Annotated in this window: 10 protein-coding genes and 1 pseudogene; 8 read left to right on the forward strand and 3 right to left on the reverse strand. The window is 71.5% G+C overall.

Annotated features, from left to right (window positions below):
• Nucleotides 1-165: 165 nt before the first annotated feature.
• From ACIA8K_RS36055 to ACIA8K_RS36080, 6 genes and pseudogenes are all read left to right on the forward strand, one after another.
• Nucleotides 166-2,322: pseudogene (locus ACIA8K_RS36055) on the forward strand (putative bifunctional diguanylate cyclase/phosphodiesterase); the annotation flags it as partial.
• Nucleotides 2,323-2,852: 530 nt separating this feature from the next.
• Nucleotides 2,853-3,152, forward strand: a complete 300-nt coding sequence (gatC, locus tag ACIA8K_RS36060) for an Asp-tRNA(Asn)/Glu-tRNA(Gln) amidotransferase subunit GatC (protein ID WP_396067686.1) — start codon at nt 2,853-2,855, stop codon at nt 3,150-3,152.
• Between the two features lie 5 nt (nt 3,153-3,157).
• Complete coding sequence (gatA, locus tag ACIA8K_RS36065) at nt 3,158-4,633, forward strand: Asp-tRNA(Asn)/Glu-tRNA(Gln) amidotransferase subunit GatA (RefSeq protein WP_396067688.1); 1,476 nt, start codon at nt 3,158-3,160, stop codon at nt 4,631-4,633.
• Nucleotides 4,634-4,723: 90 nt separating this feature from the next.
• The gene (gene gatB, locus ACIA8K_RS36070) at nt 4,724-6,229 is read left to right on the forward strand and encodes an Asp-tRNA(Asn)/Glu-tRNA(Gln) amidotransferase subunit GatB (protein WP_396067690.1); all 1,506 of its coding nucleotides are present in this window, start codon (nt 4,724-4,726) and stop codon (nt 6,227-6,229) included.
• A gap of 159 nt (nt 6,230-6,388) precedes the next feature.
• Nucleotides 6,389-6,610 carry a hypothetical protein gene (locus ACIA8K_RS36075; RefSeq protein WP_396067692.1) on the forward strand — a complete coding sequence of 74 codons (222 nt, stop codon included), beginning with the start codon at nt 6,389-6,391 and terminating at the stop codon, nt 6,608-6,610.
• A gap of 81 nt (nt 6,611-6,691) precedes the next feature.
• On the forward strand, nt 6,692-7,096 hold the full coding sequence (locus ACIA8K_RS36080) for a PPOX class F420-dependent oxidoreductase (RefSeq protein ID WP_396067694.1): 405 nt from the start codon (nt 6,692-6,694) through the stop codon (nt 7,094-7,096).
• 82 nt (nt 7,097-7,178) lie between these two features.
• On the opposite strand, the gene ACIA8K_RS36085 is transcribed toward ACIA8K_RS36080, so the two are convergent.
• The 3 genes from ACIA8K_RS36085 to ACIA8K_RS36095 all read right to left on the reverse strand — a co-directional run bounded on the left by ACIA8K_RS36085 (nt 7,179) and on the right by ACIA8K_RS36095 (nt 11,268).
• Nucleotides 7,179-9,770, reverse strand: a complete 2,592-nt coding sequence (locus ACIA8K_RS36085; RefSeq protein WP_396067696.1) for a putative bifunctional diguanylate cyclase/phosphodiesterase — start codon at nt 9,768-9,770, stop codon at nt 7,179-7,181.
• Nucleotides 9,771-9,910: 140 nt separating this feature from the next.
• Nucleotides 9,911-10,189 (reverse strand): ubiquitin-like small modifier protein 1, encoded by a 279-nt coding sequence (locus ACIA8K_RS36090; protein ID WP_396067698.1) that lies wholly within the window; start codon nt 10,187-10,189, stop codon nt 9,911-9,913.
• Complete coding sequence (locus ACIA8K_RS36095) at nt 10,189-11,268, reverse strand: WD40/YVTN/BNR-like repeat-containing protein (RefSeq protein ID WP_396067700.1); 1,080 nt, start codon at nt 11,266-11,268, stop codon at nt 10,189-10,191. The genes ACIA8K_RS36090 and ACIA8K_RS36095 overlap by 1 nt, the downstream gene beginning before the upstream one ends.
• A gap of 130 nt (nt 11,269-11,398) precedes the next feature.
• Here ACIA8K_RS36095 and ACIA8K_RS36100 point away from each other — a divergent pair, with 130 nt between their 5' ends.
• Complete coding sequence (locus ACIA8K_RS36100; RefSeq protein WP_396067702.1) at nt 11,399-11,809, forward strand: PH domain-containing protein; 411 nt, start codon at nt 11,399-11,401, stop codon at nt 11,807-11,809.
• A gap of 37 nt (nt 11,810-11,846) precedes the next feature.
• On the forward strand, nt 11,847-12,518 hold the full coding sequence (locus ACIA8K_RS36105; protein ID WP_396067704.1) for an esterase/lipase family protein: 672 nt from the start codon (nt 11,847-11,849) through the stop codon (nt 12,516-12,518).
• The last annotated feature ends 1,571 nt before the right edge of the window (nt 12,519-14,089 follow it).

Consider the following 14,089-nt stretch of genomic DNA (forward strand, 5'->3'; position numbering starts at 1 on the left):
CAGTCATCGCGGCGAAACCCACGGTAATTGCGGGTGCTTGTGACGTATATCAAGTTAGTCACGGCTACGCCCGTTTCATGCCTCGGTGAGCCCGCCGACCTATCGTGAATGCCGTCGGCGCAGGGGTTGGCGGTCGACTGAGGCCGACAAGACGGGGGAGGTCTCGTGGAGCCCGCATCGCTGCGGAACCTGGTGCCGGCGGATCGCGCGGTGCCGTTCCTGGGCTTCGTGTGGACCGTGATCCTGGGCGCGGCCGCCGCATCCGTCGGGCCGCTGATCGCGGTGCCCGGCCAGGTGACCGCGCTGCCGATCTCGTTCTGGGTGATGGCGGCGCTGGCCGTGCTGATTGACGCGCGCCCGTTCACCCCCTCCGGCCGGCGACTCGGCGCGGCCATCCTCGCCTCGGTCTGCCTCACCTTCGCGATCATGCTGGGCTGGGGGCTCGGCCCGGCGATCGTCGTGCAGGTCGCGGCCGTCGCGGTCTCCGGCGCGCGGATGCGGACCAGCATCTGGCGCACCGGCTTCAACATCGCCCAGCATCTGCTGGCGCTGGCCGCGGCCGCCGCAGTGCTCCCGGCCGGGCCGGAGCTCGCGTTCCGGGCCGGCGGCAATCCCTCGTGGACCGACGTGCTCGCGGTGGTGGCCGCGGCGGCCGCCTGGTTCGCGGTCACCTACGGCACCGTCACCACCGCGGTCTGGCTGCGGTTCGGCGGCAGGTGGCCGGCCATGTTCGTCAGCGGCCTCGGGTTCGAGCTGCTGTCCGCCGGATCGCTGCTGTTCCTGAGCCCGCTGCTTGTGGTCGCGGCGCACCTCAGCGCCGCGCTGATCCCGCTCATCCTGCTGCCGCTCTACGCGGTCTACCGGATGGCGCGGCTCTCCACCGCGCACGAGAAGATCTCCCGGCTCGACCCGCTCACCGGGCTCGGCAACCGCAAGGCGCTGCTCGCCGAGGTCGCCGACCAGGTGGCCGCGCACCAGGAGCGGACCGCGCGGGGTGGTACCGACCCGCACATGGCGCTGCTCGTCCTGGACCTCGACCGATTCAAGCGGGTCAACGACGCGCTCGGCCACGCGGTCGGCGACCGGCTGCTCACCGAGGTCGCCAAGCGGCTCGCCACGGTCGTCACCGCGCCGTCCGTGCTCGCCCGGCTCGGCGGCGACGAGTTCGCGGTGCTCGCGCCGCGGATCGCGGACGCCGCCGCCGCGCGCCGGATCGCGGCCGGGATCGCCGAGGCGCTGGACGAGCCGGTGCTGCTGGACGGGCTGCCGCTCGACATCGGCGGCTCGATCGGCGTCGCCGTCTACCCCGAGCACGGCACTGACTTCGAGACGCTGCTGCGGCACGCGGACGTCGCCATGTACGAGGCGAAGCAGCGCGGCGACGCGGTCGCGGTCTACGCGCCGGAGGCCGACCACAACTCGCCCGAGCGGCTCAGCCTGCTCGGTGACCTGCGTACCGCGCTCGAGGTGACCGGTGGCGTCGCCTCCTACCTTCAGCACGACCCGCACGCCGCAGTCGGGGACGTGCCGCAGCTGCCCGGCGCCGGCGAGATCCGGATGTACTACCAGCCACAGGTCGCCATCGACACCGGCGAGGTGGTCGGCGTCGAGGCGCTGCTGCGCTGGCGGCATCCGGAGCGTGGCATGGTGCACCCGGAGGAGCTGATCAAGGCGGCCGAGCACACCGCAGTGATGCGGCTGCTCACCCGCCGGGTGATCGACGACGTGATCGAGCAGCTCGCGACCTGGCGGGACGAGGGTCTGCCGATGCGCGCCGCGCTCAACGTCAGCGTCCGGGACCTGCACACCGGCGACATCGTCGATCAGATCGAGGACCGGCTCGCCCGGTACGGACTGCCCGCCGACCGCCTGCAGCTGGAGATCACCGAGAGCGCGTTGATGGCGGACCCGCGCCGGGTCCTGGTCACGCTGTCCCGGCTCGCCCGGCTCGGCATCGCGATCGCGCTCGACGACTTCGGCACCGGCTACTCATCCATGCAGCACCTGCGCCGCCTGCCGCTCTCCGAGGTGAAGATCGACCGCTCGTTCGTGCTCGGCATGGCCGAGGACGGCGACGACGCGGTGATCGTCCGATCCATGATCGAGCTGGCCGGCGCGCTCGGCCTGCGCGTCGTCGCCGAGGGCGTCGAGGACGAGCGCACCTGGCGGATGCTCCGGGCCGCCGGCTGCCACGTCGCGCAGGGCTGGTTCTACGGACGCCCGATGCCGGCCGAGGAGTTCGGCGTCTGGCTCTCCCGCTACCGCCCCCCGGTCCTCCAGGACACCCGCCCGGACACACGCTCCGACGCGCGCCCGGCCGCCACCCGTCCGGCCGCTCGCACGGACGCCCACCCGGCGAGCCGTACGGCCACGCTCCCCGGTAGCCGCACGCACGACCACCCGGAAAGTCACGCGAACAACCACCCGGAGCCCACGCCGGCAGGGGCCAGCCCGGCAGGGGCCGCCCCGACAGAAGCCACGGCGCCAGGAACCACTCCGGCAGGGACCACACCGGCAGAGACCGCGCCCGAGGACCGGCCCGCCGAGCCCGGCACGTACCCCCGGCGCAACGGCAGGCGCACGAACCGGCGCAACCTGCCGCCGCCCGAGGCCACCGTGCCGGAGAGCCGCGGCGAGAGCCCGCTCGAGGGCCTGGACGACGAGCCCTGCGACGGTTCCGCACAGACGGCCCGCGGCATCCGGGGAGTCGCCCGGGCCGGTGCCGAGGGTGACAAATAGACTCGCACAGGTCACCGACCCGTGCGACGCTGCGCGCAAGCCCGGCCTGCCGGCTGCCCGGCGCCATGCCGTCACCTGTCAACCGAAGAGCGAACTACCAAGGGGGCAATCCCATGGCCGCCATCTCCCGCGAGGAGGTCGCGCACCTGGCGCGCCTGTCGCGGCTTGCCGTGACGGAGCAGGAGCTGGACACCTTCGCCGGCCAGCTCGACGTGATCCTGCAGTCGGTGGCCCGGGTGGGTGAGGTCGCCGCCGCGGACATCCCGCCGACCTCGCACTCCGTGCCACTGACAAACGTCTACCGGGACGACGTCGTCGTGCCCGGCCTGACGCAGGAAGGCGCGCTCTCCGGCGCCCCCGACGCCGAGGACGGCCGGTTCCGCGTCCCGCGGATCCTGGATGAGGAGGCCTGAGCCCGATGTCTGATCTCACCCGGCTGACCGCGGCCGAGCTGGCCGCCACGATCGCCGCCGGCGACGTCTCCGCCGTCGAGGTGGCCCAGGCGCACCTCGACCGGATCGCCGCCGTGGACGAGCGCGTGCACGCGTTCCTGCACGTCGACACGGAGGGCGCGCTCGCCGCCGCCCGTGACGTGGACGCGAAGCGCGCCGCGGGCGAGGCGCTCGGCCCGCTGGCCGGCGTCCCGGTCGCGGTCAAGGACGTGCTCGCCACCAAGGGCGTCCCGACCACCGCCGCCTCCAAGATCCTGGAGGGGTGGCGGCCGCCGTACGACGCCACGATCGTGGAGCGCCTGCGCGCCGCGGGCACCGTGATGCTCGGCAAGACCAACATGGACGAGTTCGCGATGGGCTCGTCCACTGAGTACTCGGCGTACGGCGCGACGAACAACCCGTGGGACCTCGGGCGCATCCCGGGCGGCTCCGGCGGTGGCAGTGCGGCGGCGATCGCCGCCTACGAGGCGCCGCTCGCGATCGGTACGGACACCGGCGGCTCGATCCGTCAGCCCGGCGCGGTCACCGGCACTGTCGGCGCCAAGCCCACCTACGGCGGCACCTCGCGGTACGGCCTGATCGCGTTCTCGTCGTCGCTTGACACCCCCGGGCCGTGCGCCCGGAACGTGCAGGACGCCGCGCTGCTGCACTCGGTCATCGCCGGCCACGACCCGCGCGACTCGACCTCGATCCCGCAGGCCGTGCCGGACGTGGTCGCGGCCGCCCGGCAGGGTGCGTCCGGCGACCTGACCGGCGTGAAGATCGGTCTGGTCACCGAGTTCAACGGCGAGGGTGCGGAGGCGGGCGTCACTGCCGCGTTCCGGGACGCGGTGGAGGCGCTGACCAAGCTCGGCGCCGAGGTCGTCGAGATCTCCTGCCCGCACTTCCAGTACGCGCTTCCGGCCTACTACCTGATCGCGCCGAGCGAGGCCTCGTCGAACCTGGCCAGGTTCGACGGCGTCCGGTTCGGCCTGCGCACCGGCGACGACGGCAAGCACTCGCTTGAGGAGGTCATGTCGCTGACCCGCGAGGCCGGTTTCGGCCCCGAGGTCAAGCGCCGGATCATCCTGGGTACGTACGCGCTGTCGTCCGGCTACTACGACGCCTACTACGGCCAGGCGCAGAAGGTGCGCACGCTCATCACGCGCGACTTCACGTCCGCGTTCGAGCAGGTGGACGTGCTGGTGTCGCCGACCACGCCGTTCGTGGCGTTCCCGTTCGGATCGCGCATGGACGACCCGTACCAGATGTACCTGGCCGACCTGTACACGATCCCGACGAACCTGTACGGCGGCCCGGCGATCTCGGTCCCGTGCGGACTGTCCGAGGGGCTGCCGGTCGGCCTGCAGATTATGGCTCCGACCATGGCCGACGACCGGATGTACCGGGTCGCGGCCGCACTGGAGTCCACGGTCGGCGTGCTGACCCCGCCGGCGCTGTAGAAAGAGGACACGGGCGGGGGTGTCCGGCAACGGGCTCCCGCCGTACCCCCGCTGCTTTGTTGTCTTGGAATGAAGAACCCGGGAGAGTTCATGACCACGACCGTGCTGCCGCCGTACGACGACGTCGTCGCGCGCTACGAGCCGGTGATCGGCCTGGAGACGCACGTCGAGCTCGGGACGAACACGAAGATGTTCTGCGGTTGCCCGACCGAGTTCGGCGCGGAGCCCAACACCCAGGTCTGCCCGGTCTGCCTGGGCCTGCCCGGCGCGCTGCCGGTGCCGAACCGGGCCGCGATCGAGGCGACCATCCGGATCGGGCTCGCGCTCAACTGCTCGATCGCCGAGTGGTGCCGGTTCGCCCGGAAGAACTACTTCTACCCGGACATGCCGAAGAACTTCCAGACCAGCCAGTACGACGAGCCGCTGTGCGTCGACGGCTACCTCGACGTCGAGGTGGACGGCGAGATGGTCCGCGTCGAGATCGAGCGCGTGCACCTGGAGGAGGACACCGGCAAGACGCTTCACGTCGGCGGCGCGACCGGACGCATCCACGGCGCCACCGAGTCGCTCGTGGACTACAACCGGGCCGGCATCCCGCTCGTCGAGATCGTCACCAAGCCGATCCCGGGCACCGGCGCGAAGGCGCCGCTTGTCGCGCGCGCCTACGTGACCGAGCTGCGCGACGTGATCCGCTCGCTGAACGTCTCCGACGTGCGGATGGAGCACGGCTCGATGCGCTGCGACGTGAACACCTCGCTCACCCCGGCCGGCCAGACCGAGTGGGGCACCCGCACCGAGACCAAGAACGTGAACTCGCTGCGTTCGGTCGAGCGCGCGGTCCGCGCCGAGATGATCCGGCAGGCGTCGCTGCTCGACGTCGGCACCCGGATCTTCCAGGAGACCCGGCACTTCCAGGAGGACACCGGCGACACCCGCGCCGGGCGTTCCAAGGAGGAGGCGACCGACTACAGGTACTTCCCGGAGCCGGACCTGGTGCCGATGGCGCCGGACGCCGCCTGGGTCGCCGAGCTGAAGGCCGCGCTGCCGGAAGCGCCGCGCCTGCACCGCAAGCGGCTCCAGGAGCAGTGGGACCTGACCGACCAGGACATGCAGTCCGTGGTCAACGCGGGCGCGGTAGAGCTGATCGAGGCCACGATCGCGGCCGGCGCGACCGCCGCGGGCGCGCGCAAGTGGTGGCTGGGCGAGCTGGCCCGGCGCGCGAACGAGGAGGGCATCGAGCTCTCCGCGGTCGGCGCCACCCCGGCGCAGGTCGCCGAGCTGCAGCAGCTGGTCGACGAGGGCAAGCTGAACGACAAGCTGGCCCGCGCCGTCCTGGAGGGCGTGGTCGCGGGCGAGGGCTCGCCGCGCGACATCATGGCCAAGCGCGGTCTGGGTGTCGTCTCCGACACGGGGGCGCTCACCGCGGCCGTCGACGAGGCGATCGCGGCGAACCCGGACATCGCCGCCAAGATCCGTGACGGCAAGGTCGCGGCCGCGGGCGCGCTTGTCGGTGCGGTCATGAAGACCACCCGTGGCCAGGCCGACGCGAAGACGGTCCGCGAGCTGATCCTCTCCCGCCTCGGCGCCGAGGGCTGACCGTCAGGCGAACGCACAATGCCCGGCCGGAGAACCTTCCGGCCGGGCATTGTGCGTTTAACGGAATGCGACGGGTCGGTCCGCTGCGGTCGTCTGCCTCTACGCCCTCATCCACATGCCGCGCGACGCCCCACCGCAACTGCTCCGGCGGATTGCGACGTGTCTACGCCCCGGCGAGTCCTTCTGGCGACCACGGGGGCCCAGGAGGGAAGCGGAACCCAGGACCGCTGGCTCGGCGGCACCGCCACCATGTGGTGGAGCCACGCCGACGTGGCCACCTACCGCGACTGGATCACCCGATCCGGCCTGATCATCGACTCCGACCAGTTCGTGCCCGAGGGAGAGAGCGGACACCAACTCTTCTGGGCTCACCGGCCCTGAGGCCTGGGGCCGACGTGTAGCGCCGCGATTCGGGCGCGGAAAGAATGGACCGAAACAGATTATCTGTGACAGACTCATCGGATGACAGTCTTCGGCGACAGCGCGCTGGCGCTCCTCGATGGACCCAACTTCGCCGTCGTGGCCACGTTGAGCGCCAGCGGCGCTCCGCACACGTCCACCGTCTGGTACCTGCGCGACGGCGACGCGGTCCTCATCTCGGTGACCGCCGACAAGCTCAAGGCCCGCCATCTCGCCCGCGATCCGCGTATCAGCCTGACGGTCTCCGACCGCGCCAATCCCTACCACTCCGTCGACATCCGCGGGTCCGCGGAACTGGTCGACGATCCGGCCAAGTCGCTGCCGGCCCGGCTGGCGTACCGCTACCTCGGCGACGCGAACGCCAACCCGCCCGAGCCGGACGAGATCAAGCGGCTGATCATCCGGGTGACCCCGGCGAGGGTCACCGAATTCAAGGCTTCCGTGTAACCGCCGCAGCCCGAAAGGCAGTACGCGGACAGAGCGCGCCCGGCATCCCCCGATGCCCTCCGGCAACCGCGCGAGCCGGCAATCAGGACAGCGTCGTCGGCTCCGTCAGGAACGCCTCGACCCGCTCGGCCGGCGCCGGCCGGGAGAGCCGGAAGCCCTGCCCGCGCAGCAGCCCGGCCCGCACCGCCTCACGTACCTGCTCGGTCGTCTCCAGCCGCTCCGCCACGATCTCCAGCCCGAGCCGCCGCCCCAACCCGACGATCACGTCGATCAGCGGCTGCCCGCCCGACTCCGGAACCGGCCGGGAGATCAGTTCACCGTCCACCTTGAGCATGTCGACAGGCATCCGGCGCAGCTGGGCCAGCGAGGCCTGCCCGGCACCGAAGTCGTCGATCGCGGTGCGTACCCCGAGCGCCCGTAGCTTGGCGAACTGGGTGATCACGGCCGGCATGTCGTCCGGGATCCGGTCCTCCGCGACCTCCATGATCAGTCGCTCCGGCGCGATGCCGTGCGCGTTGAGCATCGCGGCGACCCGGTGCACGAAGTCCGGCACGGCCAGCTCGCGCGGCGACACGTTCACGGTGAGCGTGAGCGCGGGGTGCGCGGGCGTCCACTCGGCGAGCCGGCGCAGCGCGGTGGACAGCACCCAGGTGCCGATCTCCGGCATCACGCCCAGGCCCTCCGCGACCGGAAGAAGCTCGCCCGGGTGGACAGTGCCGAGCGTCGGGTTGCGCCAGCGCAGCAGCGCCTCGACGCCGGCCGTGGCGCGCTCGGGCAGCGCGAGGATCGGCTGGTAGACAAGGTCGAGTTCGCCGCGGTCGGTGACGCCGGCGATCTCCCGCTCGATGTCCATCCGGCGGACGAGCTGCTCCTCCAGGTACGAGTCGTACCACTCGATCCGGTCCGGGCCCTGCTGGCGGGCGCGGCGGCGGGCCAGGTCAGCGCGGCGCAACACCTCGTCGATGCTCGTGGAGGAGCCGCCCACCTCGGCCAGGCCCACGCTCACGTGCAGGTCGATGAGGGTGCCGGGCAGCTGGTACGGCGCGGTCAGCACGGTGAGCAGCCGGGTGCCCAGCGCGTACGCAAGCACCGGCCCCTGCACGGTCAGCACCGCGAACTCGCCGCCGCCGAGCCGTCCGGGCAGATCGTCCGGCGTGAGCAGCGACCGCATCCGCCGGCCGGCCTCGATCAGCAGCGCGTCCGCCGTCTCCCGTCCGCGCTGGTCGCTGAGGTCCGCCATGCCGAGCAGCTCGATCACGAGCAGCGCGCCGGTGTGCCCGGGTACGGCCCGCTGTGCCGCGAGCGTCCGCATGATCTCCCGCCGGTTGGGCAGCCCGGTGAGCTGGTCCGTGTAGGCGATCTCATGCAGTTTCCGTTCCAGGTGCTTGCGGTCGCCGATGTCGCGCACGTGCACGACAAGCGCGTTCACCTCGGGGACGTCCCGCTGGTCGCTGATCGTGGACTCGGTGTCGCGCCAGGCGCCGTACCCGTCGCGCAGTTTCGCGGCGATCAGCGGTGGCCGGTCCGCGGGCGCGCCCTCGGCGGCCAGCACCTCGCGGAGCGTGGAGACCGCGTCCGGCCGGTCGTCCGGGTGCAGCAGCCCGGCGAACGAGTGGCCGACCACCTCCGCGTCGGAGAGCCCGAAGAGCCGGGCCGCGGCCGGGGACTGCCAGCGCACGACCAGGTCGGCGCCGAGCATCAGCGTGAGATCGTTGGCGCCGGAGACGAGCGACCGGAACTGCGCCTCCTGTGCGGCGAGTCGCCGGCTGTACCGGCGGATGTCGGCCACGGCCAGGATCTCCCGGAGCACCACGCACGGGATGATCGACAGTCCGAGCAGGATGGACCGGGTGTCGAAGCTGTGGCCGGCGAGCACGTGGTAGACCGCGCTGCCGAGCGCGATCAGCATCGGCACCGCGAGCACCGGATATCCGGTCAGCACGGACTCGGGGGTGCCGGGCGGGGCCGGCGTCGGTGCCTGCGCGGTGCGGCGGGCCCCCGCGGCCGCGACGAGCGGACCGGCGGAGACGAACAGCGCGGAGCCGAGCAGCACGTACGGGTTTCCCTCGTACGAGTAGTGCACGATCCCGCCGAGGCCGATGATCGCGGACGTGGCGCCGCCGCCGCAGAGCCAGGCGGCGGGCCGGTAGGTGGTGACCCGCAGCGACGTGATCACGATGACCGAGAGCGCGGCGGCGGACAGCAGCGTGGTGGCGAGCGCGCCCGGCGGCATCGGCTCGCCGCCGGGTATCAGGTACGCCGCGAACGCCAGGCTGGTCCCGACGCCCGCGCCGTCGACCGCGCGCCGCAGCCGGGCCGGCACGGACGTGGCCGCGCCCGGCAGCAGCACGATCCCGGACAGGTAGACAAGCGCGGACACCACCAGGCCGGTCATTGCGATAAGTGACCGGACGCCGGGCCCGGTGGACAGCACGCCGAGCACGGTGAGCCCGGACGCGATCGCGCCCATGCCGAGCAGCCCGGCGCCACGGCACGGCCCGAACGTCCGGGTGGCCGCGTGGATGGACAGCGCCCGCCGGATCAGCGCGCCCGCGGCCTGCGCGGTGACCAGCACGATCGCTCCGCCGGCCGCGACCGGTGCGGACAGCAGCCCGGTGAGGCCGGCGACGAGCAGCAGCGCGCCGGCCGCGGGCAGAAGACTTGACGTGGGCACCGGATGGTCCTGTCGCCGAGGGAACGCGAAGGGCGGCACGTCCGCACCTATCCATCAGCAACGATTGTTGCCTCGGTGAGTTACGGCACAGTAGCCGGGCAGGACCCCCAACTTACCGCGTCCACGCAGGCCGAGGGGGATCACCCACCGGCGACCGACGGAATGATCTGAATCTCTGCCCCATCCGGTACCGGTGTCTCCAGACCCTGCACGCGCCGGCACTCCTCTCCGTCCACGTAGAGGTTGACGTACCGCCGGAGATCGCCTCGCTCGTCGCGCAGCCGCTTGGACAGGCGCGGCCACCGTGCGGCGATCTCGCCGAGCACATCACGCACCGTGCTCGGCGCGGAGACCGCTAGTCTCGCCTCGTCGCCGGCGTCGGGCCGCAGCACGCCGGGCAGCAGGACGATCGCGCCCATCAGATGACCGCCGCCCGCACGCAGAGCACCGCGGGCAGGTGCGCGGCAACCGTCTCCCAGCTGTCGCCCTCGTCGAGGCTGGCGAAGACCTCGCCGGACTTGGCGCCGAAGTAGACGCCGGCCGGGTCGCCGCCGTCCACGCACATGGCGTCGCGCAGCACGGACGGGTAGAACGGTGTGGACGGCAGCCCGTTCGCAAGCGCCTCCCAGGAGCGCCCGGCGTCGCGGGACCTGTAGACGCGGCACTTGTGGTCCGCCGGGTAACGGTCCATGTCCGCGATCATCGGGAAGGTGTAGATCGTGCCCGGCTTGGACGGGTGCGCCACGATCGGGAAGCCGAAGTCGCCAGGCAGCGGCTCCGCGATCGACTCCCAGCTGGCCGCGCCGTCGTCCGACCGGTAGACGCCGTGATGCACCTGCGCGTAGAACCGGTCCGGATCGATGCCGTCGCGTGCCACCTTGTGGACGCACTGCCCGTACTCCGGAAACGGGTCGGGGACGTGCACGGCCTTGATGCCGGCGTTGCCCGGCGCCCAGCTCGCGCCGCCGTCCGAGGTCCGGTAGACGCCGCCCGTCGACATCGCCACCACCATGCGCTCGTCGTCGCGCGGATCGGGCAGGATCGTGTGAATCGCCTGGCCGCCGGCGCCCGGCTCCCAGGTGGGCCGGTGCGGGTGGTCCCACAGGCCGCGGACCAGGGAGAACGAGCGCCCGCCGTCCTCGGAGCGGAACAGGGCGGACGGCTGGGTGCCGGCGTAGACCACCTCGGGCCGGTCGGCCGGGCCGGGCGCGAGCTGCCACACGTTCTCCACAGCGGCATCCGTGTCGGCCGGGAACGTGATGGCCGGATCGTCCGGCTCCTGCCAGGTCTTCCCGAGGTCCGAACTGATCGCCACACTCGGACCCCAGTGGGCGGAGGACGCGCCGACCAGGATGCGCGGGGTGTCGCCGCGGGTGTCGATCGCGACCGCGTACACCGACTTCACGGCGAACCGCAACGGGTCCACCGCCCACCCGCCGCCGTCATGGGTGGCGAGGAACAAACCCTTGTCCGTACCGATCGCCAGCAGTCGTGTCATGTCGATACCTCGATCTCCAGGCCGGATAAGTCCTGCTCATGACCGTTCGAGGGTCAGTATGCCTGCGGGGACCGACATTTCACCGCACCCGCCGCGCCCGGCCGGGTGACGGCGGTGGGAGGATGCGGGGGTGAGCAGCAGTTCCACCGTGATCAGGTACCGCCAGTCCGCGTCCCTCTCCGTCGCCGCGGCGATCGCGACGGCCGGCTCGCTGACGCTGCCCGCCGCGAACGTCTGGCTGCTGCCCGTCGTGCTGATCCCGCTGACCGTGTCGGTCTGGGCCGCGCGGGCCGGCACCGACGCCGGCCCCGAGGGCCTGCGGGTCCGCGCGCTGCTCGGCTCCCGCCGCATACCGTGGTCGCAGGTCGCTGAGCTTGCGCCGGGTGAGCGCGGCCGGGTGTTCGCGCTGCTCACCGACGGCACCGTGATCCGCCTGACCGGCGTGCCGGCCCGCGCGCTCCCCGACCTGCTGGCAGCCGGCGAGCAGACGCTCAGCCAGCCCGAGCCCACCGCCGCAGCCGAGCCCGAAATCCCGAAATAACCCCTAAATCGGACGTGGCGGTCCTATCGTCCGAGGCATGCGCCCGAAGCTCGCCACCGCCGCGTTCCTGGCCGTCCTCACGCTCCTGACCGGCCCCGCGATCCTGACCGCCGCCCCGGCCCACGCCGCCGCCCGCCGCGACCCGGTCGTGCTGATCCACGGCTACAACAGCTCGCCCGCCACCTGGAACACACTGGTCCAGCGCCTCACGGCCGCCGGTTACGACGCCGCCGACATCCACCGGTTCGGCTACGACTACCGCGTCTCCAACGTCACCACCGCAGCGCTGCTCGCCGACTACATCGCCGCGATCGGCGCCCCGCACGTCGACCTCGTCGGCCACTCGATGGGCGCGCTGATCGCCCGCTACTACGTGAAAAACCTCAACGGCACCCGCACCGTCGACGAGCTGATCTCCCTCGCCGGCCCGCACCACGGCACCCGCACGCTCGCGATCTGCTCCTTCGACCCATCCTGCCGCGAGATGCTCCCCGGCTCCGCCTTCCTCCGCACACTCAACGCCGGCGACGAGACCCCCGGCGCCGTCGAATACCGCACCTTCTACTCCAAATGCGACCTGCTGATCCTCCCGTACACCAGCGCACTCCTCAACGGCGCCGAGAACACCAACGCCGGCTGCATCGGCCACACCGAGTTCCGCCTGGTAGACAGCGTCGCAAAGGCCTTGATCGCAGAGCTGAAAGACTGAAAACCACAAAAGCGGATATTCCCGCTTCCGCCGTGGTCAAGTCCCGCATGCTCCCGCGGGCCGCCGATCCGCGGGTGGCCGGGAAAACCCCACCGTGCCGGTCGTCCGGGTGACGGCGGGACCAGCTCCGAGCGGCGTGGGAGCCTTCACCGTGCCGGTCGTCTCGGTCACGGTGGGACCGGCTCCGAGTGACGGGGGAGCCTTCACCGTGTCGGTCGTCTCGGCCACGGCGGGACCGGCTCCGAGTGACGGGGGAGCCCTCACCGTGCCGGTCGTCTCGGCCACGGCGGGACCGGCTCCGAGCGGCGTGGGAGCCTTCACCGTGCCGGTCGTCTCGGCCACGGCGGGACCGGCTTGGAGCGACGTGGGAGCCCCCAGCGGAGCCCGGCGCGAGGTTGTCTGCGGGAGCGACTCTGTTACCCATCCGGAGGGCGACGGGTCGAGGAGCGGGGGATGGAGGAGCGAGGGATCGAAGCGCGAGGGATCGGGCGCTACGCGCCCGAAATTTCGTGACTTAGCCACCCTTGCCAGCGGCCTACTCCGACATTTTGCCCCTTGGTGGTGAAAGCGGGTTGGCTGCGGTTCTTTTGCCTCCGGCGGCCCTCCGGGGGGAGCGCTCCGGCTCCGGGGCAACCGGAAGCGCAGGCCAGCTTCGCTGGTAGAGCTTTGTCGGTGGTTGGGTTTCGTGTGGCCTGTCTGCCCCGTCTGTCATCGACCCGGGCAGAGCCGAGCAGATCATCGGCAGGGCCGCCAGGCTGGGTGGTGTTGGCGCCGTCTTGATCGGGTCTTACGAGTCTGCTGGTCGCGCTGGGTTCGCCGGGCTGCGGTCTCGTGGGTGGGCGCGTGTTTCTGGTCGCGCTGCGGGGTGTTGGTATCTGTTCGTTGGTGGCGGCCCTGCCGATGATCTGCTCCCCGTAGGGCGGGTCGATGGCAGACGGCGCAGCCAGGCGGTCACTTTTGTGTGCTGCGCACACGACACAAGATCAAAAGCAGGGCAGGGCAGGGCAGGGCAGGGCAGGCGGAGCGGGCGGGGTAGGCGGAGCGGGGCGGGAGGAGGCGGAGCGGGGCGGGGGAGGCGGAGCGGAGCGGCGGGATATGGGTGAAATGCGAAGAAGTGGCGACGGTGGAGGGCGTCAGGTGAGGCATGAGCACGCTATTCGCGACGAATGACGTGTACATGCCTCACCTGGCTGTTGATCTATCGGCCGTTGGCAATTGTGGGCGGCGGCCCCGTACCGGCGGCAAGTGATTTATCTCGATATTTCTGGCAGGGGTCGGATCTGATCAGGGGATGGCTGAGTCGCCCCGACATGGGCAACAGATTTGCTCCCGCTCCTGACTCTGCTGTCCCTTCGCGTGGCGGTCTGGGCCTGGCGATCGAAGTGCTGGCATTGAGGCCAGGAGTCTGCGGGTCGTTCCGGCTGGTCGGCGGTCTCGCGGCACGCGGGGTAGTGCGGTCATCGTTTACTGAGGTTTGGTCACGTCCAGCGGCGTGGTGTAAGAGGCGATCATCGCGTTTCCGCTGGTCATGATGTTAGGCGGCGATCTCGGTGATTGTCGTGTGGTCGGTG

Origin of the sequence: Catenuloplanes sp. NPDC051500 (genome assembly GCF_044454585.1) — a bacterium.
Lineage (GTDB): Bacteria > Actinomycetota > Actinomycetes > Mycobacteriales > Micromonosporaceae > Catenuloplanes.

Bases quoted from the DNA above. Each gene is read 5' to 3' on its own strand.
- gatC (WP_396067686.1), top strand. From the start codon at position 2,853: ATGGCCGCCATCTCCCGCGAGGAGGTCGCGCACCTGGCGCGCCTGTCG.
- ACIA8K_RS36095 (WP_396067700.1), bottom strand. From the start codon at position 11,268: ATGACACGACTGCTGGCGATCGGTACGGACAAGGGTTTGTTCCTCGCC.
- ACIA8K_RS36090 (WP_396067698.1), bottom strand. From the start codon at position 10,189: ATGGGCGCGATCGTCCTGCTGCCCGGCGTGCTGCGGCCCGACGCCGGC.
- gatA (WP_396067688.1), top strand. From the start codon at position 3,158: ATGTCTGATCTCACCCGGCTGACCGCGGCCGAGCTGGCCGCCACGATC.
- ACIA8K_RS36080 (WP_396067694.1), top strand. From the start codon at position 6,692: ATGACAGTCTTCGGCGACAGCGCGCTGGCGCTCCTCGATGGACCCAAC.
- gatB (WP_396067690.1), top strand. From the start codon at position 4,724: ATGACCACGACCGTGCTGCCGCCGTACGACGACGTCGTCGCGCGCTAC.
- ACIA8K_RS36105 (WP_396067704.1), top strand. From the start codon at position 11,847: ATGCGCCCGAAGCTCGCCACCGCCGCGTTCCTGGCCGTCCTCACGCTC.